The organism is Methylobacterium segetis, from assembly GCF_004348265.1.
GTDB lineage: Bacteria > Pseudomonadota > Alphaproteobacteria > Rhizobiales > Beijerinckiaceae > Methylobacterium > Methylobacterium segetis.
On sequence record NZ_SMNT01000002.1, the window covers coordinates 43301 to 64386 of the forward strand.

A 21086-nucleotide genomic window follows, 5' to 3' on the forward strand; every position below is an offset into this window, starting at 1 on the left:
CGCGTCCTACGCGAGAGGCAGGCAAGCGTGAGCGAGCGCATCCTGATCACCGGAGCGGACGGCTTCGTCGGGCGGGCGCTGGTCCGCGCTCTCCGGCCCTGGCTCGGAGATCAGGATCGGCTCTTCGGCGCGCAACGCAGGGCGGACGGCTCGCTGGACGAGGGCCTTCAGGCCGTCGAGTTCGACCTCGTGGATGCGGGCCGCATCCGTCAGGCGATCCGCGAGGTGCGACCGACCTGCGTGGTCCATCTCGCCGCGATCACCGCGGTTCAGGACGCTTTTCTCGACCGGGACCAGGCCTGGGCGGTCAATTGCGGCGGGACCCGCGCACTCGGCGAGGCCATGCTCGGCGAGGTGCCCGATGCGCGCCTCGTCTTCGTGAGCACCTCGGAAGTGTATGGGGGGACCTTCAAGCTGCGCGCGAGCGGCCTCGACGAGGCAGCCCCGCTCGACCCAACCAATCCCTACGCCGCCTCGAAGGCGGCGGCGGATCTCCTCGTCGGTCAGATGGTGCGGGACGGGCTTCGCGCGGTCAGATTCCGCCCCTTCAACCACACCGGTCCCGGTCAGACGGAACGCTTCGTCGTGCCGGCCTTCGCGGCTCAGATCGCGCGAATCGAAGCGGGGCTGCAACCGCCCACGATCCGCGTGGGCAATCTCGACGCCTGCCGCGACTTCCTCGACGTGCGGGACGTGGTGGACGCCTATCGGCGCGCCGTTCTGCGGCACGATCTGCCGTCCGGCATCATCTTCAATCTCGCCTCGGGCGTGCCGCGACGGATCGGAGACGTCCTGACGGACCTGCTGGCCCGCGCGCAACGTCCCATCGCGGTCGAGCGCGATCCACAGCGCCTGCGCCCGAGCGATACCCCGGTCGCCTACGGGCACGCGGAGAGAGCGGCGGAACTCCTGGCATGGAGCCCGGCGATCCCGTGGTCGCAGACCCTCGACGACGTCCTCGACGATTGGCGCCGTCGGATCGCAGGCGGAGAGATCGCATGATGGGGGCGACGTCCCGGCTCATCCTCCCATCGCCCCGCATGCTAAGCGCCGGCCCTGCCCGTCGCGATGATCGATCGCGCTGAGAGCCCGCGTTCTCCCGGCCCTGCCGGACTTCGATACATGATCCAAGGTTGGTAGCGTCTATGCCGAAGCGTTTCCTAATCGATATCACGACGAGCCGGCACTACATCGGTAAGCACGCCGTCGGGATCGTTCGAACCGAGCGGGAGATCGCCAAGGAATATCTCGCGAGCGAGAAGCGGACGGAGTTCTTCTATTACGACCATCTGAACGCGGAATTCCGCAGCATCGGTCGCGAGAAAGCCTGCGAGATCCTCTACCAGGACCCGAAACAGGTCCCCAAGCGGATGGATCCGCAGGCCGGGCCTCGCGTCCAGTATGGATCGAAGGTCAATTTGCAGAGTGGGGATGTCGTCGTCAGCGCGGGATTGCTGTGGGACTTCGATTATCTCAGCTTGCTCTACACGGCGAAAAAACGAAAAAACATCTTCGTCGCGCAGGTCATCTACGACATCATCCCGATCGTGATGCCGGAATATTGTGTGCCCGGCATGGACAAGAAGTTCCCGAAATTCATTCTTGATGCCGCGTGGACGGCCGACATCCTGTTTTGCATCTCGGATTCAACCCTGCGCGACGTCGAATCCTACCTCGCGCGCCTGGAAACCCGGCAGCCCGCTCTCGCACGCATGGAACTCGGTGCCGACGTGCATCCGAGTTCCCCGCGCCCCACCGAGAGCTGGCGCTCGCTCGCATCGGGCCGCTTCGTCCTCTACGTGAGCACGATCGAGCCGCGGAAGAACCACCAGATGCTCTTCAACATCTGGCGAGAGCTGCATGAACGCGCACCGGGCGAGGTGCTGCCGCTCGTCTTCGTCGGGCGGCCAGGCTGGAATGTCGAGAACCTCCTGAGTTGCATCGAGGGCTGTCACCGCCTCTTTCCCGACCGGATCCGGATTCTGGAGGACGTCTCCGACGAGGATCTGAGCTGGCTCTACGCGAACGCGCGCTACACCGTTTATCCCTCGCTCTACGAGGGCTGGGGATTGCCGATCGCCGAGAGCTTGGCGGCGGGCACGCCCTGCCTCGCCTCCAGCAGCGCTTCGATGCCCGAAGTCGCCGGCGACATGGCCGAGCTCCTGGACCCGCTCGACTATGCCGCTTGGCGGGACGCCATCCATCGCTACACGGTCGACGACGACCTCGTGCAGGCGAGGCGGGCGCGGATCGCCTCGACCTACGAGCCGCGCAAATGGGAGCAGGTCATCCCGCTGTTTCGTCGGAAGCTCGACGCCGTCCTGGCCGAACGCGGCTTCTGACGGGCAAATCCGAGGCGCTCGCCGGTGGCGGGCCACGTCCGGCGACCGCAGCTGAGATGAGGCGGCACGCCGCTGAATGGGATCCTTTGATGCGGTATCTCTCGCTCGCCACCTATCCGATCTCCGTTCCCCGGCACGGCGGCCAGATCCGGGTCAACGCGCTCCACCGCGTGCTGCGCGAGCGGGGATGGATCACGGAACACATCGCTGTCTACGAGGCGGCTGCCCAGCCTGAAGAGCCCGACAGCGAATTCCTGTTCCCGGTGAGCGCAGGTTTCCGACGTGAGCTGACACGGCGGGAGGGGCGGGTCGATGTCGATGCTTCCGACGTCCTCCTGCAGGATCCGGAGGCGTGGCAGAGGTTCTGCCGGGTCGTGGACGAGTTCCACCCCGACATCATCGCCTGCGAGCAGGCCTGGCTCTGGCCCGCGTTGCGCGAGTATCTGCGTCAGCGGCCCGGCATCGACGTGCGGATCCTCTACTCCTCGCAGAACGTCGAAGGCCATCTGATCGAGAACGTGACGGCGGCCCAGTCCGCGGAGGGCCGCGCTCGGCTCGCCTCACGCGCGAGAGAGATCGAGGACGATCTGGCCTCGCGTGCCGACGCCATCATCGTCGTGAGCACGCATGATCACGATCATTTCGCACCTGTCGGCAAGCCCATCCTCGTTGCGCCGAACGGCGTCTGGCCCCTCGTCCCGCCTCCCGCGGAGGATCATTGGCGCCGCACCCTGTCGCTTTTCTCCACGATGGTGTTCGTCGGATCCGGGCATCCGCCGAACGCGGTCGGCTTCGCCGAGATGCTCGGTCCCCGGATGAGCTATCTCGCGCCCGACGAGCGCATCATCGTGGTCGGCAGTGTCGCGGGCCTGCTCGATCGCACGCCCGGCTATGCCGATTGGTACGGGTTGAACGCAGCCCGGCTGATCGTCGCGGGCGTCCAGGACGAGGCGGGCCTCAGCACGTTGTTCGACCTGGCGGGCGGCGTCGTCCTGCCGATCACGCTCGGAGGCGGCACGAACCTGAAGACGGCTGAGGCCCTCTACAATCGAAAGCGCATCGTCGCCACGACGACCGCGATGCGCGGCTACGAGGACTTCATCGGCTTTCCAGGGCTGACGATCCACGACGAGCCGGACGCCTTCAAGCAGGCGGTCCGGGCCTGCCTCTCGGAGCGCGCCGCGCCGCTCACCTACACGATCGAGCAGATGGAGCTCCTGGACGGGCTCCTGTGGTCCTCGACCCTGAGGCGGGTCGGCCCCTTCCTCTCGCTTCTCCTCGCGGGCAAGCGCCCGGCCGTTCCGCGTGCCAGCAAGCCGGGTTCGGAGACAGGGCCGGATTCGCGACATTCGCTCACCCCCCATCTCTTCTCCGGCTGGTACGGGGCCGAGCCGAACGGCGTCTGGAGCAAGGAGACGGTGGCGATCCTGAGGATCGAGACCGAGCCGGGCCAGCCGATGCCGATGCGCGTGCGGTGCCTCGTGACCGGCATGGCCTCGAAGGGCAGACCGCAGGCCATCGACGTCTTCTGTCCCTCCGGGCACAAGGCCAACCTGACCTACCGTTACAAGGCGCGTGCGATCCCGGTCGCTTTCGAGGTGACCGAGGACGACATCGACCCGAGCGGCGTTCTGGAGATCTATTTCCAGGTGAACCGCCTCGTCTCGCCGCGGGACCTCGGCAGGAGCGCCGACGATCGAAAGCTCGGCCTCTGCCTGGTCTCGATGACGATCGATCGAGCGGTGGGGACGAGCGACGGCAAGCCTCCGCCACGAGGCGAGGGCGTCATCCGAATGCCTCACCTGAATGCGGCGAGGCGGATCCAGCACGGTTCCGCCGCCTTCGTTCGGGCCATCGGGAAGCGGATGCGGCCGAAGGGCTGACGGGCCTCGGGCGCCGCGATCCCGCCGGAACCCTCGGTAAGGCAAACGAAAGTCCCCGCTTTTCCAGTCTTGTGCCTCGGTCGCACGAGGCTAGGCAAGATGTAGCCGATGCTTCGACGTACCTCGAAGCGACTAATCCCATATCGGCCCTGAAGAGCACCGGAATCTCGCTTCGGTTTGTCGACGTGCAAGCCGATAAGAGCCTCGACTGGAATTGCCGTTGGCGGTCCTGCTCTTCGCGCCTCGATCTGCCGAGGCCTGTCGATCGCGGCCCGTTGCGGATCAGGGAGGCTGCTCCATGGCACATGTCGTCGATGGCAATCTTGCGGACTGGACGATCGCGGAGCGGCTCGATACCGCCCGGACAGGTGCTGCGAACTACGCGCTCTACGCAACGCGAGAGGGCGACCAGTACATCTTCGCCCTTCAATCACCGGTGGCCATCGCCGCCTTCACGACGTTCTGGCTGAACACCGATCGCAACGAGAGCACGGGCGCGCAGCCTTTTACCGGGGCCGGCACGGGCGCGGAATTCTACGTCGATTTCGCGACGGACGGACTGCCATACCTTTTCAGCGGGACGGATGTCGGGACGAATCTGTCGGTGACGCCGCTGGCCCATGTGTTCAACGCGGACAAGACCATCGTCGAATTTGCCGTCCCGATCGGCTTGTTGAACGGCATCACGAGCGGCTTCGACCTGAAGGTCGATGTCAACAACGCAACGTTTCTGCCGAACGATTACAACCTCTACAAATATAGTGTCGCGCCGAATTTCTTCTACACCTTGTACGGGAATTCCACGCACGACGTTCACAGCATCGGCGGGCAGGTCTACTCGCTCTACGCCGGCCTTCTCGGACGCGCACCCGATGATCTCGGGCTGGAGTTCTGGGCCGACCAACTGGAGCACGGCGCTTCGGTGCGCGACCTCGGTCAGCAACTGCTCTTCTCGGCCGAAGGCCAGGCACGCGCCGGTGCGCTCGACAATGCGGCCTTCGTGGAGCAACTGTACCAGAGCACGTTGCATCGGTCGGCGGATAGCGGCGGCCTCGCCTTCTGGACCGGGCAGTTGAACCAGGGCGCCGCGCGCGTCGATGTCGCCAGTGGGTTCGTGTTTTCGGACGAACATCTGAGCAGCCTGCAGAGCGTCTTCGACGCGGGGCTGTTCGTCCCCGACAGGCAGGCGGCGGACGTGGCCCGCCTCTACTACACGATGCTCAACCGGGCTCCGGACGCCGGAGGCCTGGAGTTCTGGACCCACCAACTCGATCAGGGCGGGAATCTCAGCGTGCTCGCGCAAGGCTTCCTCGCGAGCGCCGAGAGCCAAGCCAAGTACGGGTCCCTCTCGAACTCGGCCTATGTCGAGGCGCTCTACATGAGCGCTCTCGGTCGGCCGGCGGAGGCGGAGGGTTTGCAGTTCTGGACCGCCCGCCTCGACAGCGGCGTCTCCCGGGCCGATCTCGCCGTTCAGTTGACGGACAGCGCCGAAGCACACAGCGCGCACGTCGCCCAGATCGAGCAGGGCTGGTTCCTGTCCTGAGGGTGATGAAACCGGAATGCGCCGCGAGGCGGCCTCTCACGGATTCCGATGCGCGGTGGTTCCATCCTCCGCTGCGGGTCGGTGCTCACGACGGTTCGGTGAGCAAGGCCGCCACGATCACCGGTTCGAGATCGCGTCTTTTCCGTCCTTCAGCGAGTTGACCGCTCCAATACGCGAGGCCGCCCGCATCGATGCAGCGGTGCCCCTTCGAGAAATAGATATGATGCAGCCATTCCTCGTCGGTGAGGCTGTAGATTTCGCTCGAGAGGCGAAATTCGAGTTCGAAAAGCCAGAGATCCCGAATCCACGCGCGGCTTACGATCAGCCCGGCTTCCCTGGCATTGGTCGTCACCGTCCAGGGCGTGTACCCGCAGAGATGGTAGTCTCCGGGATAGGCCTGCGTTCCATAGGCCATCTGCACGAGGTATTGCTGGCGCTCCTCGTTCTGCCAGTCGGGGTGTTTGGCAAGTTTCGCCAGATCGTGAAAGCTGGGGACGCGAACGCTCAGCACGCCGCTCGGCGAGAGAAGGCGCCCCCATTCGATCAATGTGGAGACCTGCCGGGTCCTCGGTATGTGCTCCAGAACGTCCTGCGCGACGATCTCGACGAAATGCCGGTTGGGAAGCATTGGCAGATCGGTGATGTCCGCGATCATGTCGGGATTGTGCCAGTCGCCGCTGTCGACGTTCAGCCATCCCTCGCGGATGTCGTGCCCGCATCCGACGTTGAGGCGGTCCGGGATCGGATCCGGCGGCACGGCCCTCGCGCTCACTGTCGCCGCGACCTCGCTCATGATTCCACTCCGCCGCTTAGGATGGCGAGTGCGTCTACCAGAAGTCGCAAATGAGCGCCATTTCTCGCGGGAGGCGTGACTGGCCGGTCTCAGGTTGCGAATGCAGGCGGATTGGCGACGATTCGGGTGCTGGTATTGATCAGGCGCACGATCACCCGGTCGTCTCGACCCGACAGACCGACGTATCGGCCGGATACCCGGCACGACGACACATCTTCGCGGCAGCCGCGCGTCGTCACGCCCGTACTCGGCGGGGACAGGTTCAGTTTCCGGCGGTCGAGAGAGGCGTTCGCCAGGGCCGCGAGCGGCAGAGGCACCTCTCCCGGAAGGGCGGGACGGAGCGGCAACGGGCGCGTGCTGGACTTTGAGCGATCGCCCGTCATCATGACCCGCTCCGCCGTGATGAATCTGCGCAGCGTGCGCCGGTTCGAGCCGGCAGTTCGGCCAATGTCCGGAACCGGACGAAGGTCCCGCAGAGCTGCCCGGCCTATAGGGTCGACGTCCATCCGGTCGGTTTGCGGCGTGGCGAGATTGGGCAGGGATCGAAATGCGCTACGGTGAGATGAAGAAGGTTCTGGTCACCGGCGGCGCCGGCTTCCTCGGTTCTCATCTTTGCGAACGGCTGCTCGCACAGGGTCACGAAGTCCTCTGCGTCGATAATATTTTCACGGGATCGAGGAGAAACATTGCACATCTTCTCGGGAACAGCCGCTTCGAGTTCCTTCGCCATGACGTGACCTTCCCACTCTATGTGGAGGTCGATGAAATCTACAATCTGGCCTGTCCGGCTTCGCCCGTCCACTATCAATTCGACCCCGTTCAGACGACCAAGACGAGTGTCATCGGCGCGATCAACATGCTCGGCCTCGCCAAGCGTCTCAAGGCCAAGGTGCTCCAGGCATCGACCAGCGAGGTCTACGGGGATCCCGAAATCCATCCCCAGCCGGAGGAGTATTGGGGACGCGTCAATCCGATCGGTTTCCGTTCGTGCTATGACGAAGGCAAGCGTTGCGCGGAAACGCTGTTCTTCGATTATCGGCGGCAGCACGACATGCCGGTGAAGGTGGTGCGCATCTTCAATACCTATGGCCCGCGAATGCATCCGAATGACGGGCGCGTGGTGTCGAACCTGATCGTGCAGGCGCTGCACGGCGATCCGATCTCGATCTACGGCGATGGATCGCAGACCCGGTCGTTCTGCTACGCCGATGATCTGATCGACGCGATGATCAGGATGATGGATACCGGGCCGGATATTGTCGGACCGATCAACATCGGCAACCCTGGAGAGTTCACGATCCTCGAACTCGCCAAGCTCGTCATCGAGATGACGGGCTCGAAGTCCCCGTTGGTCTTCAAGGATCTTCCGCCCGACGACCCGAAGCAGCGTCGCCCCGACATCACGAAGGCGCGCGACATTCTCGGCTGGGCGCCGAAGATTGCGTTGAGGGACGGACTTGCGAAGACGATCGACTATTTCGACGCCTTTCTGACCGAGCAGCGAAAGACGATCGCGGGCAGGGCGTGACTGGGCCGCTGTGCCACCCCCACGCCCGTTCGCGACGCGTCGATCCGGAGCGGATCGGTGCGGATCGTACTTGGCTTGACACGGGGCCGACCGGGGGGCAGGCCCCGCGGCGAGGAAGAGGGTGCGCGAGCGCCGCGGAACGAGTTTGCCGATGCGTGTGATCGACACCGAGATCCCAGCGGTCAAGCGGCTGCTGCCCCAGCGCTTCGGCGACGCCCGTGGCTGGTTCTCGGAGACCTACCGCGCCGACCGCCTCAGCCAGCACGGCCTCGACATCGCCTTCGTCCAGGACAACCAGTCCTTCTCCGCCCCGCAGGGCACCCTGCGCGGCCTGCACTTCCAGATCCCGCCCGCCCCCCAGGCCAAGCTCGTGCGCGTGCTCGCCGGCGCCATCCTCGACGTCGCCGTCGACCTGCGCCGCGCCTCGCCCACCTACGGCCGCCACGTCGCGGTCCGCCTCGACGCCGAGGCCGGCGAGCAACTCCTCATCCCGCACGGCTTCGCCCACGGCTTCTGCACGCTTACCCCCGACGCCATGGTCGCCTACAAGGTCGACGCCTATTACAGCCCGGAGCACGACCGGGCGCTCCTCTGGAACGATCCCGACCTGGCCATCGCCTGGCCCGTTACGCCGCAGACCGCCATCCTCTCCGACAAGGATCGCGCCGCGCCCCGGCTCGCCGACCTGCCGCCCCTGTTCGACTGACCGCCCGCCGCCCCACCGGCGACACGATCCTCGGCCATCCGGTCGCGCCTCGGCTTTCGAAACGCGATCCCGTGATCCCGAGCAGACCCGATTCTGAGCGAGACTGACCCCATGCGCATCCTGGTGACCGGCGGCTGCGGCTTCATCGGCTCCGCCCTCGTCCTCCACCTCGTCGAGGATCTCGGCCACGAGGTGCTCACCCTCGACGCGCTCACCTACGCCGCCAATCCCGTCTCGCTTGCCCCCCTCGCCGGCGACCCGCGCCACCGCCTCGTCGAGGCCGACATCTGCGACCCCGCGGCCGTGGCGGCGGCCTTCTCCGCCTTCGCGCCCCAGGCCGTGATGCACCTGGCCGCCGAGAGCCATGTCGACCGCTCGATCTCCGAGCCCGGCGCCTTCATCCGCACCAACGTCACCGGCACCCAGGTCCTGCTCGACGCCGCCCGGCGCCACTACGAGGGGCTGGCCGGGGCCGAGCGCGCGGCCTTCCGCTTCCTGCACGTCTCGACCGACGAGGTCTACGGCTCGCTGCCGCCGGGCGGCTTCTTCACGGAAGACAGCCGCTACGACCCGCGCTCGCCCTACTCGGCCTCGAAGGCGGCCTCCGACCATCTGGCCCGGGCCTGGCACGAGACCTACGGCCTGCCGGTGCTGGTGACGAACTGCTCGAACAATTACGGGCCGCGCCACTTCCCCGAGAAGCTGATCCCGCTGATGATCCTGAACGCGCTCGAGGGCAAGCCGCTGCCGGTCTACGGCGACGGGCTGAACGAGCGCGACTGGATCCACGTGGAGGACCACGCCCGGGGCCTCGTGGCGGTGCTGGAGCGGGGCCGGGTCGGCGAGACCTACCTGCTCGGGGGGCGGGCGGTGCGCAACAACCTCGCGGTGGTGCGGGCGCTGTGCGCGGCCTTCGACCGGCTGCGGCCGGAGGCCGGCCCGCACGAGCGGCTGATCACCTTCGTGGCGGATCGGCCGGGGCACGACCGGCGCTACGCGATCGACCCGGGCAAGGCGGAGGCCGAGCTCGGCTGGGCGCCGACGAAGCGGTTCGAGGCGGCGCTGGAGGAGACGATCCGCTGGTATCTCGAGAACGAGGCGTGGTGGCGGCCGATCCGGGAGGGCCGCTACCGGGGCGAGCGGCTGGGGCTGGCGCCCGCCCGGGCGAGCTGAGGGCGGCATGGAGATCCTGATCCTCGGTGGCGCCGGCCAGGTCGGCACGGAGCTGCAGGCGCTCGACTGGGGCGGGGCGGGCGTGCGGCTGCACGCGCCGGGCCGGCTTGATCTCGACATCACGGACGAGGCGGCGCTCGGCCGCCTGTTCGGCGCGCGTGCCTATGCGGCGGTGGTGAACGCGGCCGCCTACACGGCGGTGGACCGGGCCGAGAGCGAGGCGGCGGCGGCCTGGCGGCTCAACGCGCTGGCGCCGGCCTATCTCGCGGCGGCGACGAAGGCGGCCGGCATCCCGCTGGTGCAGGTCTCGACCGACTACGTGTTCGACGGGAGCAAGCCGGGCGCCTACGAGCCCGAGGACGCGATCAACCCCCAGAGCGTCTACGGCGCCTCGAAGGCGGCGGGCGAGCTCGCCGTGCGCACGGGCAACCCGCGCCACGCGATCGTGCGCACGGCCTGGGTGGTGAGCCCGCACCGGGCCAACTTCGTCAAGACGATGCTGCGGCTGGCCGGCGAGCGCGAGCGGCTCGGGGTGGTGGACGACCAGCACGGCTGCCCGACCTCGGCCGCGGATCTCGCCGCGGCCCTGCGCACGATCACCCTGCGGCTGGTTGCGGATGCGGGGGCGCCGACCGGCACCGTGCATTGCGTGAACGCGGGCGCGACGACGTGGTGCGGCTTCGCCCAAGCGATCGTGGCGGGGGCGGCGCGCCGCGGCGGGCGCGCGGTGCCGGTCGAGGGGATCGCGAGCTCGGCCTACCCGACGCCGGCCAAGCGCCCGGCGAACTCGCAGCTCTCGACCGCGCGCCTGACGGCAGCCTACGGCATCCGGCCGCGGCCTTGGGAGCAGGCGCTCGAGGAGATCCTCGACCGGCTCGTGGGGCCGGTCGCGGCGGAGACGACACGATGAAGGGCGTCAGATCATGAAGGGCATCGTTCTGGCCGGCGGCTCGGGCACGCGCCTGCACCCGGCCACGCTGTCGATCAACAAGCAGCTTCTGCCGGTCTACGACAAGCCGATGATCTACTATCCGGTCTCGGTGCTGATGCTGGCCGGCATCCGCGAGATCCTGATCATCTCCTCGCCCGAGCACCTGGACAATTACCGGCGGCTGTTCGGCACGGGCGAGCAGTTCGGGGTGAGCTTCTCCTACGCGGTGCAGCCGCGGCCGGAGGGGCTGGCGCAGGCCTTCCTGATCGGACGAGAGTTCGTCGGCGGGGACGACGTGGCCCTGATCCTGGGCGACAACCTGTTCTTCGGGGCCGGCATGAGCGAGCTGTTGGCGAGCGCGGCGGCGCGGCGCGAGGGCGCGACGGTGTTCGCCTACCATGTCGACAACCCGCAGGCCTACGGGGTGGTCAGCCTGGACGCGTCGGGGCGGCCGACCCGGATCGTGGAGAAGCCGCAGGAGCCGGACTCGACCTGGGCCGTGACGGGTCTGTACTTCTACGACAACCAAGTGCTCGACATCGCGGCCGCGGTTCGGCCGTCTTCGCGGGGGGAGCTTGAGATCACGAGCGTGAACGAGGCGTATCTGGAGCGCGGTCAGCTGCACGTGGAGCGGATGAGCCGGGGCTACGCGTGGCTGGACACGGGCACGCATGACAGCCTGCTGGAGGCGTCGGAGTTCGTGCGGACGATCCAGCACCGGCAGGGCCTGCAGGTGGCGTGCCTGGAGGAGATCGCGTTCCTGCAGGGCTTCATCGGGCGCGAGCAGCTGGTGGCCCGCGGCGAGCTGTTCTCCAAGACCAACTACGGACAGAACCTGCTTCGATTGGCGCGAGAGCACTGAGCCTGCCGGGTCCGGAGCGCCGCGCCGGTGTCGTTCCCGAGCCACAGCTCGGTACGATCGAAACCGTTCGGCAAACGAATGGTTAACCCTGTCGGCTCTATGTCCTAACCGGAGGCATCCGGAACAGTCGCCAAAAGATGCTGACACGCGCTCGCCTGATTCGATCCTGCTGTCTGGCTCTCGCTCTCGTCGCGATGAGCCCGGCCGGCGCACAGGATGGCGACAGGAGCCGAGGAGGCGCGGTCGCGATCGCGGCGGACGTGTCCGGTGCGCCAGGCGGCTCCACCAAGCTCACCCTGACCTTGTCGAAGCCCGTCGAGGCGCGCGCCTTCGTGATGGAGCGGCCGGACAGGGCCGTGATCGATCTCGCCGAGGTCAATTTCCAGCTCGACCCGGAGAGCGGGCGCCGGCGCGAGGGACTGATCCAATCCTTCCGATACGGTCTCTTTGCCCCGGGCCGCTCGCGCATCGTCATCGATCTGGCGAGCCCGGCCACGGTCGTGCGGGCCGAGACCGTGACGCGCCCCCGCGACGGGGCCGTCCTGTTCACGGTCGAATTGCAGCGCACCGACCGCGAGGCGTTCCGCAAGGCGGCGGTGGCGAGCGATCCGGCGCCGTCGCAAGCCAAGAGCGCGGCGCCGACCGACACGGGCGATCTCCGCCCGCTCATCGTGGTCGATGCCGGCCACGGCGGCACCGACCCGGGAGCCATCGCGGCGACCGGGGTCTTCGAGAAGGATATCGTGTTCGGCTTCGCGCAGGCGCTCGCGAAGCGCCTGGAGGCCGCCGGCCGCTATCGCGTCCGGATGTCCCGTGACCGCGACGTCTTCGTGCCGCTCGGCGAACGGGTCCGGATCGCGCGGGAGGCCAAGGCCGACCTGTTCGTCTCGATCCACGCCGATTCGATCTCGGCCGCTCCGCAGGTGCGGGGCGCCACCATCTACACCGGCTCCGAGAGGGCGACGGACGCCGAATCCGCCCGGCTCGCCGATCGCGAGAACAAGGCCGACGCGGCGGCCGGCACCGATTCGAGCGAGGCGCCGGCGGACATCGCCGACATCCTGCAGGAACTCACCCTGCGCGAGACCCGCGGCTTCTCCTCGTCCTTCGCCCGCACCCTGATGGGCCAACTCGGCCCGGTGATGGAGATGAGCCCCAAGCCCCACCGCGAGGCGGGCTTCCGGGTGCTTCGCTCGCCCGACGTGCCGAGCGTGCTGGTCGAACTCGGCTATCTGTCGAGCAAGCGCGACCTCGACCTCCTGCAATCCGAGGAGTGGCGCGAGACGGTGACGGGCTCGATGGCGAAAGCGATCGACCTGTTCTTCACGAACCGCGCGAGCCTGACGCGCCCCGGCCCGAGCGCGCGCAAGGCCGCGTCGATCGCCCCAGTTTCACCATAGATCCGGTGTCGATACGGGGCCCATGAGAGCCCCGCCCGCGGCGTCGAGACATCGACATTCGCCAGGGGGCGTGACACCACCGCCATGAGCCTCGGACAGTGCCCGCGAGGCGGGTCGCCGCCCAGGGGCTCGGCGCGGCCCGCCGCGGCGGCAGAGCACTCGACGGACGGGACACCGGATGCGCTTCATCCTTCGATTCTTTGCCTTTCTGTTCAGCGCGGGCGCCGTGGTGTTCGTCCTGCTGGCGGCGGCGGGCGCCTTCTTCTACTGGAAATACAGCCAGGACCTGCCCGATCACGCCGCCCTGGCGAATTACGAGCCGCCGGTGATGACGCGCCTGCACGCGGCCGACGGTTCGCTGCTCGCCGAATATGCCCGCGAGCGGCGGCTCTATCTTCCGATCCAGGCGATGCCGAAGATCGTCGTGGCGGCCTTCCTCTCGGCCGAGGACAAGAACTTCTACAAGCACGGCGGTATCGATCCGGAGGGCATCGTTCGCGCGGTGCTGACGAACGCCAAGAGCGGCAAGAAGCAGGGCGCGTCCACGATCACGCAGCAGGTCGCCAAGAACTTCCTGCTGACGAACGAGCAGACGATCGACCGCAAGGTGCGCGAGGCGCTGATCGCGCTGCGGATCGAGGCGGCCTATTCCAAGGACAAGATCCTCGAACTCTACCTGAACGAGATCTTCCTCGGCACGATCGTGCCGGGCCGCAACCTTCACGGCGTCGCGGCGGCCGCGCTCGATTATTTCGGCAAGTCCGTTCACGAATTGACGATCAACGAGGCCGCCTATCTGGCGGCCCTGCCGAAGGGGCCGAACAACTACCATCCCTATCGGCAGACCCAGAAGGCGCTCGACCGGCGCAACGAGATCATCGGTCTGATGGCGCAGAACGGGTACATCACCCGCGAGGAGGGCGATGCCGCGAAGAAGATGCCGCTCGGCGTCAACCCGCGCGTCGCCTTCCCCAACGCCGCCAATGCCAACTACTTCACGGAGGAGGTCCGCCGCGAGATCTCCGAGCGCTACGGCGAGAAGAAGCTCTACGAGGGCGGTCTCTCGGTGCGCGCCACCCTCGATCCGAAGATGCAGGCCTGGGCCCGCAAGGCCCTGGTCGACGGGCTGATCCGCTACGACCAGCAGCATGGCTGGCGCGGGCCCCAGACCCGGGTCGACCTGACCGGCCGCGACTGGGGGATGGCGGTGGCCGAGGTGCCGGCGCTCGGCGACGTCGCACCCTGGCGGCTCGCGGTGGTGCTCTCGACGGCGGGCGGTTCCGTGCAGGTCGGTCTGCAGCCGCGGCGCGAGGCGTCGGGCGCGGTGACCAAGGAGCGCGAGACCGGCACGATCCCCCCCGAGGGCATGCGCTGGATCGGGCGCGGCGCCGGCGCGCTCTCGGCCGGAGACGTGGTCTACGTCGAGGCGATGGAGGGCGGGCGCGGCCAGTTCCGCCTGCGCCAGAAGCCGGAACTCTCCGGCGCCATCGTGGCGATGGACCCCTATACGGGCCGCGTCCACGCGATGGTCGGCGGCTTCTCCTTCGACGAGAGCGAGTTCAACCGGGCGACGCAGGCGCAGCGCCAGCCGGGTTCGTCCTTCAAGCCGATCGTCTACTCGGCCGCGCTCGACAACGGCTACACGCCGTCCTCGATCGTGCAGGACTCGCCCATCACCATCGAGGCGGGGCCGGGCCAGGAGGCGTGGACGCCCTCGAACTACGACGGCAAGTCGGGCGGCCCGCACACCCTGCGCTACGGGATCGAGCATTCGAAGAACCTGATGACGGTGCGGCTGGCAAAGGATGTCGGCATGCCGCTCATCGCGGAGTATGCCCGCCGCTTCGGCGTCTACGACGACATGCTCCCCGTCCTGCCGATGTCGCTCGGCGCCGGCGAGACGACGGTGATGCGCATGGTCACCGCCTACTCGATGCTCGCCAATGGCGGCCGCCGCATCCGCCCGACGCTGATCGACCGCATCCAGGACCGTACCGGCGAGACGATCTACCGGCACGACAACCGCAAATGCGTCGGCTGCGACGCGGAGAAATGGTCGGGCCAGGACGAGCCGAAGCTCGTGGACGATTCCGAGCAGGTGCTCGATCCGCTCACCGCCTACCAGATGGTCTCGATCATGGAGGGCGTCGTTCAGCGCGGCACGGCCACGATCCTGAAGCAGATCGGCAAGCCGCTCGCCGGCAAGACCGGCACGACGAACGACGCCAAGGACGCGTGGTTCGTGGGCTTCTCGCCGGATCTCGCGGTCGGGATCTATCTCGGGTTCGACAAGCCGCGCTCGCTGGGCGACCGGGCGACCGGCGGCGGCCTCGCCGCGCCGATCGCCCTCGATTTCCTGAAGAACGCGCTCAAGGACAAGCCGCCGACGCCTTTCCGCGTGCCGCCGGGCATCAAGCTGATCCGCGTCAGCGCCTCCTCCGGCATGCGCGCCGGCTCGGGCGAGGGCGCCGGCACGATCCTCGAGGCCTTCAAGCCCGGCACCGCGCCGCCGGACGCCTACGTCGCCCAGCCCGCCGCACCGCCGCCGGGCGCCGTCCCGCCCGACGCGGACCGGGCCGCACAGGCCGGTGGGCTGTACTGAGGGCAGGATTCGGGAGGCCGCGTGCGGCCTCCCGGACCGGGCGCATCAGAACGAGGCCCGCACCCCGCCGAAGATCGCCCGACCGACGCCGGGATAGAAGGCGACGAGCGGCCCCGCGCTCGCCCTCGCATCCGCGACCACGGAGATGTCCGACACGTAGCGCGCATCCGTGAGGTTCCGGGCATCGACGAAGAGCGACACGCCGTTGGCGAAGTCGATTCCGGTCTGGATGTTGAACAGGGCGTAGCCCGGCACGCGCAGCGTGTTCGCGTGGTCGGCGAAGGCGCCCTGGGGAACCCAGTCGAGGGAGGGGGAGACGTAGAACCCGCTCGGATGGGCATAGGTCGCCACCGTCCGCAGCACGTCCCGTGGCACCCCGGCGATCTGGTTGTTGCCGTAGATCCGGTTGCCCACGAAGCGGAAATCGTTGTGCGTCCAGATCTGCCCGAGGGTTAGCCGGTCGCCGGCGGCGCCGAGATCCCGAGCCACGTCGAGGAAGGCGGCGGCCTCGACGCCCTGGTGGCGCGTCCGCGGCGCGTTGAAGGTCGCGGCCGGCACCCCGATCGCCGCTCCGCCCGCCGTGTTGAAGTTGATCAATTCATCCCGGATCTCCGAGCGGTAGACGGTGACGTCCCACCCGAGCGGGCCGATCCGGCCCCGGCTGCCCGCCTCGTAGGTCCAGGCGCGCTGAGCCTCCAGCGGCACGAAAACGGTGCGCAGGGTGTTCTGCTGTACGAGGTCCGAGAAGTCGGGCACGTCCCGCGAGCGGGTGACGTCGCCGAAGACCTGGATGTCCGGCAGCGGCTGCCAGAGGAGCCCGATCTTCGGGTTCACCCCCTCGTAGGTGCGGCTCGCGAATTGCGGCACCGGGCTCGCCGCCAAGCCGCCGAAATTCCGGTAGGTGCGGTCAGAGGAGAACACTTTCGCGCCGGTCATCAGCGCCACGTCGGGCAGGAACCAGAACCGGTTCTCGCCATAGGCCTCGACATTCGAGGCGCGCTGCTCCGAGTTCAGGGTCTGCGCGCCGCGCTGGCCATTGATGTTCACGAATTGCAGGGCGGAGTTCACGCCGGCATAGGCGCGCAAGCCCAGGATCGTGTCGTTGCGGAAGCCCGCGACGTCGTAGGTGCCGGCCCAGCGCGGCGCGAGGCCGTAGGTCCAGCCATCCTGGTCGATGACCTGGAAGATCGGGTGGAACAGCGCCTTGTGGATCGCCCAGGTGTCGATATCGAGCTTGCCCACGTCGAGCAGGAACGAGGTGCGGTTGGCGACCCGCTCGGTCTCGACCTTGCGCGACTGATTGCCGGCGATCGCCGCGGGGTTCGCGATGCGCGGATTCTCGAGCGCGTTGAACAGGCTCAGCGTTCCGGGCAGCTTCTGGTCGGTGAGGTAGGCGCCGACATAGAAGCGGGTCTCGGCGTCTGGGGCGAGCTGGTAGCCGATATTCGCGTTGACGTTCTGCGTCCGCTGCACCTCGTGAAAGCGGTAGCTGTCCGAATTCGTGAAGGTGGCGTTGATGAGGGCATCGACGGGACCGGAGATGCGGGAGACCTGGACGTTCTCGCGGATCGTGTTGAAGGCGCCCCCGTCGATGCGCAGGATGTTCGGCGCGAAGGCCGTGTAGGCGGTCGGCGTCACGAAATTGACCGCGCCGCCGAGGGTCGTCGCGCCGAAGGCCAGGGCATTGCCGCCCTTGAAGACCTCGACCGAGCGGAGGGCGAGCGGATCGATCTGGTAGAAATCGCCGCTGCCATCCGCGAGGTTGAAGGGGATGCCGTCCTGCAGCACCTCGATTCCGCGCAGGTGGAAGCCGCGGCTGAGGCCGGAGCCGCGTATCGACAGGCGCAGTTCCTGCCCGTAGCGCTCCTGCACGTAGACGCCGGGAACGTCCTTGAGCACGTCCCGCAGGGTGTTAGCGTAGCGGTTCTGGAAGTCCTGCGCGTCGACGAAGGCGACGGAGCCGACGGTGCCGTTGAGGGCGCGCCGCTGATCCGCGACGCTTGGCACGGTGAGCGAGCCGGCGGTTCCGGCGCCGCTCACCGAGAGCTCGGGCAGCGCCGCGCTGGCGCTGTCCTGAGCCCGGCTCGCGAGCGGCGAAGCCGCCATCACCGCGAGGGCGAGGACGCCCGTTCGGGTGGGGGAGGGCATGGAGGGATCTCCGGACGCGTCCCGGCTCGTGCGGCGGGCACGCGCGTCTGACAGAGGGAGAGGGCGCGCGGAGCTTCGCGCGCGAGATGGTTCGGGACCGGCCGCCCCGTCGGTCTGTCCGAGAGGGGCGCGGGTCGGGCACGCATCACGTCCGGCGGATCGCCGGGCGGGACGCCTCAGTGATGCTGATGCCCGCCGCCGGCAGCGGCCGGCGCCTGCGCGCCGATCGGGGCCACGGCGAAGGTCACGGGTACGGCGCCGGCCTTCTCGAAGGTCAGGCTGCCCTTCACGGGCTCGCCGACCTTCGGCGCCCCCGTGAGGTCGAGGAACATCAGGTGCAGGCCGCCGGGCTTCAGCTCCACGGTCTCGCCGGGCTTGATGGCGAGGCCGCCCTCGACCGGCGCCATCTTCATGACGCCGCCATCCATCGACATCGAGTGGATCTCGCCGCGCCCGGCGAGGGCCATGCTGGCCCCGGTCAGGCGATCGGGCTGCGAGCCGGTGTTGGTGATGCGAACATAGCCGCCCGCCACCTTCGCGCCGCCGGGCGTCGCCCGGAGCCAGGGCGTTTCGATGGCGAGGTCGCCCGCACGCGCCGCCGGGGCGGGGGAGGGCGACCGCTCGGCGGCCGCGGCCGCGGCGACGACGCGCACCGCCGGCGCCGGCGTTCTGAGGTCGGCCGCCTTCCCGCCCTCCGCGGGGATCTCGCTCCAGCGGTAGCCGCCCTTGGCGCAATCCTGCTCGACGGGGAAGTAGATCGCGGCGCCGGGGCTGAACGCGTCCGAGATTCGGGCGAAGAAGGTGAACTCGTCGACCTGATCGTCGGGCAGCTCGCCCCCGCTCCAGGTGATCGTCTTCACCCCCTCGCTGACGGTGCCGTGGAAGGAGGGATAGGGCTTGTCGTAGGCGCCACGCGCGGTGGCGATCTGCCAGCCGGCCTTCGGCATCGGTTTCGCGCCGGTCACGCCCTCGGGGATCGTGACGCTGACCCGGGTCGTCGGCTGGCCGTCGCAGCCGTGCATGATCTGGACGACGCCGCGATAGGCGGCGTTCGGGCTTGCCTCCTTCCGTTCGAGCACGGCGTGGGCGAGGGCGGCGGAGGTCGAGGCGGTGAGGAGAAGGGCGGCGCAGAGCTCGGCCCGGGGAATGCGGTTCATGATCGTGGTCCGTCGTCTGAAGGAATCGGGATGCGAGAGCCTTCAGGCGGCGGGGGGACCTCTCGGGTGGGGAATCTGCCCGGGGGGGGCGCGCGGCAGCGTCTCGGTCGCGGGGACCCAGGAGATCCGGCTCGCGGCTCGGGGCATCCAGGCCGCCGTGCTGAGCGTGACGCGGGGTGGCTCGGCCGTCCCGAGGAGCGGGGCCGCCGTGCAGCAATCGGCATGGTGATGGACGGGCGCCGGCTTGCCGTGCGCCGAGGCGGTGTCGGATTCGTGAAGGCAGAGGATGCCGTCGGGACCGGAGGCCGCGATCGGGATGATCCCTGCGATCATGATCTGGAGCACGAAGGCGTAGAGCGCGATCACGGCCGTCGCCGCGCGCCATCCGCCCCGTCTCGTGCTCCCGGCCCTCATCGCGGCACCCCTTAAGCGATCGCGCCACAGCGCGCCATTCCTGCCACAGTCCGGGCGACGGCGCTGTTGCCGCAGGGCCGCACCGCGAAGGCGTGTGCGCTTGAGCACCGCCGTGCCACATTCTGGCCCGGAGAGCATGGGTTCTTAACCGTACCTCGACACCCTGAGGGCACGCAGTTTCCGGCGCGTCGGCGTCCCTCGGCCCGAAACCGCCGTGCTCCATTCATGGACCAGAGCTTCCGACCGATGCTGACCCAGGCACACACCACCCGCACGCTCGGCTTCGCGCTCCTCGCCGCCGTGGCGATCGCGCAGCCGGCCGCCGCCCGCGACGCCGGCGGCTTCGCCCAGGCCGAGTGGGCGCAGGACTACGCCTCGCCCGCCGCCATGCAGGTGCAGCGCTCGCTCACCCCGATCCTGTCGCCCCAGACGGTGACGGCGACCGAGCAGATGGTCGAGCGCTACCGGGACATCGTCGCCCGCGGCGGCTGGCGTCCGGTCTCGGGCGCGGACCGCCTGCGCATCGGCGGCCGCGGCCCCGCCGTCGCCGCCATCCGCCAGCGCCTGATCGTCACCGGCGACCTCGACCCGGTGGCCGGCACCTCGGGCGTCTACGATTCCTACGTCGCCGCCGCCGTGAAGCGCTTCCAGGCCCGCCACGGCCTCAGCCAGACCGGCCAGATGAGCACGGCCACGCAGCAGGCGATGAACGTCCCCGCCGACGTGCGCCTGCGCCAGCTCGAGATCAACGTGGTGCGCCTCCGCTCCTACGCGGGCAATCTCGGCAACCGCTTCGTGATCACGAACATCCCGGCGGCCCTCGTCCAGACGGTCGAGAACGGGCAGGTCGTGACCCTGCACGCCGCGGGCGTCGGCAAGATCGACCGGCAGTCGCCGATCATGAACACCAAGGCGACCGAGATCAATTTCAACCCGACCTGGACGGTCCCCGCTTCCATCGTGAAGAAGGACCTGATCCCGAAGATGCAGAAGGATCCGAACTACCTCACGGACAACAAGATCCGCATCCTCTCGGGCGCTGGCGAGGTCTCGCCGAAATCCGTGAACTGGTTCTCCGACGAGGGCACCCGCTACACCTACCGCCAGGATTCGGGCGCCGACTTCAACTCGATGGGCATCGTGCGCATCAACATCCCGAACCCGCATGGCGTGTTCATGCACGACACCAACACGAAGGGCGTGTTCGGCGACGATTTCCGCTTCATCTCCTCGGGCTGCGTGCGCGTGCAGAACGTGCGCGAGTACATCACGTGGCTCCTCAAGGACACGCCCGGCTGGGGCCGCAACGAGGTCGAGCAGGCGATCGAGAGCGGCAAGCGCGTCGATGCCCGCCTGACCCAGCCCGTGCCGGTCTACTGGACCTACATCACGGCCTGGTCGACCCCGGACGGCCTCGTCCAGTTCCGGGACGACATCTACAAGCGTGACGGCGTGAACGTGCCCTCGACGATCTCGGCACCGACGCCGGTGGCGAGCGCCGAGCAGACCGTGCCCGAGACCTTCGAGCCGGGCGACGAGGAGAACTGAGCCTCATCCCGAGCGGTGCGGCCGAGACCGCACCGCTCGAAGCGCCTGCGCGGTGC

Annotated in this window: 17 protein-coding genes; 12 read left to right on the top strand and 5 right to left on the bottom strand. The window is 68.3% G+C overall.

Translation table 11 applies throughout. The annotated features are described in order from the left end of the window. Positions 1-27: 27 nt before the first annotated feature. The 4 genes from E1J50_RS00750 to E1J50_RS00765 all read left to right on the top strand — a co-directional run bounded on the left by E1J50_RS00750 (position 28) and on the right by E1J50_RS00765 (position 5768). Positions 28-1002 (top strand): GDP-mannose 4,6-dehydratase, encoded by a 975-nt coding sequence (locus tag E1J50_RS00750; protein WP_245516379.1) that lies wholly within the window; start codon positions 28-30, stop codon positions 1000-1002. 143 nt (positions 1003-1145) lie between these two features. After that, the gene (locus E1J50_RS00755) at positions 1146-2342 is read left to right on the top strand and encodes a glycosyltransferase family 4 protein (protein ID WP_132249389.1); all 1197 of its coding nucleotides are present in this window, start codon (positions 1146-1148) and stop codon (positions 2340-2342) included. An 89-nt stretch (positions 2343-2431) separates the two neighbouring features. Further along, a complete protein-coding gene (locus tag E1J50_RS00760) occupies positions 2432-4225 on the top strand; it encodes a glycosyltransferase (protein WP_165937746.1) in 1794 nt (597 codons plus the stop codon). A 298-nt stretch (positions 4226-4523) separates the two neighbouring features. Further along, the gene (locus E1J50_RS00765; protein WP_132249393.1) at positions 4524-5768 is read left to right on the top strand and encodes a DUF4214 domain-containing protein; all 1245 of its coding nucleotides are present in this window, start codon (positions 4524-4526) and stop codon (positions 5766-5768) included. 85 nt (positions 5769-5853) lie between these two features. Here E1J50_RS00765 and E1J50_RS00770 read toward each other — a convergent pair whose 3' ends face one another. Together E1J50_RS00770 and E1J50_RS00775 are read right to left on the bottom strand one after the other, a co-directional pair. Then, positions 5854-6561 (bottom strand): class I SAM-dependent methyltransferase, encoded by a 708-nt coding sequence (locus E1J50_RS00770; protein ID WP_132249395.1) that lies wholly within the window; start codon positions 6559-6561, stop codon positions 5854-5856. Positions 6562-6650: 89 nt separating this feature from the next. Further along, positions 6651-6947, bottom strand: a complete 297-nt coding sequence (locus E1J50_RS00775; RefSeq protein WP_132249397.1) for a hypothetical protein — start codon at positions 6945-6947, stop codon at positions 6651-6653. Between the two features lie 161 nt (positions 6948-7108). Between E1J50_RS00775 and E1J50_RS00780 the strand changes: the two genes are divergently transcribed. The 7 genes from E1J50_RS00780 (at position 7109) to E1J50_RS00810 (ending at position 15763) form a co-directional block, all read left to right on the top strand. Beyond that, the gene (locus E1J50_RS00780) at positions 7109-8089 is read left to right on the top strand and encodes a UDP-glucuronic acid decarboxylase family protein (protein WP_132249399.1); all 981 of its coding nucleotides are present in this window, start codon (positions 7109-7111) and stop codon (positions 8087-8089) included. Positions 8090-8240: 151 nt separating this feature from the next. Then, on the top strand, positions 8241-8795 hold the full coding sequence (gene rfbC, locus E1J50_RS00785) for a dTDP-4-dehydrorhamnose 3,5-epimerase (RefSeq protein WP_132249401.1): 555 nt from the start codon (positions 8241-8243) through the stop codon (positions 8793-8795). 111 nt (positions 8796-8906) lie between these two features. Next, positions 8907-9968, top strand: a complete 1062-nt coding sequence (gene rfbB, locus E1J50_RS00790) for a dTDP-glucose 4,6-dehydratase (protein ID WP_132249403.1) — start codon at positions 8907-8909, stop codon at positions 9966-9968. 7 nt (positions 9969-9975) lie between these two features. Beyond that, positions 9976-10878 (top strand): dTDP-4-dehydrorhamnose reductase, encoded by a 903-nt coding sequence (gene rfbD, locus E1J50_RS00795; RefSeq protein ID WP_132249405.1) that lies wholly within the window; start codon positions 9976-9978, stop codon positions 10876-10878. A gap of 13 nt (positions 10879-10891) precedes the next feature. Then, positions 10892-11761, top strand: coding sequence for a glucose-1-phosphate thymidylyltransferase RfbA (gene rfbA / locus E1J50_RS00800; RefSeq protein ID WP_132249407.1), 870 nt, complete (start codon positions 10892-10894; stop codon positions 11759-11761). A 137-nt stretch (positions 11762-11898) separates the two neighbouring features. Continuing rightward, positions 11899-13161, top strand: a complete 1263-nt coding sequence (locus E1J50_RS00805; RefSeq protein WP_132249409.1) for an N-acetylmuramoyl-L-alanine amidase — start codon at positions 11899-11901, stop codon at positions 13159-13161. 178 nt (positions 13162-13339) lie between these two features. Next, a complete protein-coding gene (locus E1J50_RS00810; RefSeq protein WP_132249411.1) occupies positions 13340-15763 on the top strand; it encodes a penicillin-binding protein 1A in 2424 nt (807 codons plus the stop codon). Positions 15764-15808: 45 nt separating this feature from the next. On the opposite strand, the gene E1J50_RS00815 is transcribed toward E1J50_RS00810, so the two are convergent. The 3 genes from E1J50_RS00815 to E1J50_RS00825 all read right to left on the bottom strand — a co-directional run bounded on the left by E1J50_RS00815 (position 15809) and on the right by E1J50_RS00825 (position 19434). Beyond that, positions 15809-17869 (bottom strand): TonB-dependent receptor family protein, encoded by a 2061-nt coding sequence (locus tag E1J50_RS00815; protein WP_425374898.1) that lies wholly within the window; start codon positions 17867-17869, stop codon positions 15809-15811. 218 nt (positions 17870-18087) lie between these two features. Further along, a complete protein-coding gene (locus E1J50_RS00820; protein ID WP_132249415.1) occupies positions 18088-19068 on the bottom strand; it encodes a DUF1775 domain-containing protein in 981 nt (326 codons plus the stop codon). Between the two features lie 42 nt (positions 19069-19110). After that, positions 19111-19434, bottom strand: a complete 324-nt coding sequence (locus E1J50_RS00825; protein WP_132249417.1) for a hypothetical protein — start codon at positions 19432-19434, stop codon at positions 19111-19113. A 294-nt stretch (positions 19435-19728) separates the two neighbouring features. Between E1J50_RS00825 and E1J50_RS00830 the strand changes: the two genes are divergently transcribed. Then, complete coding sequence (locus tag E1J50_RS00830; protein WP_132249419.1) at positions 19729-21030, top strand: L,D-transpeptidase family protein; 1302 nt, start codon at positions 19729-19731, stop codon at positions 21028-21030. Positions 21031-21086 lie beyond the last annotated feature (56 nt).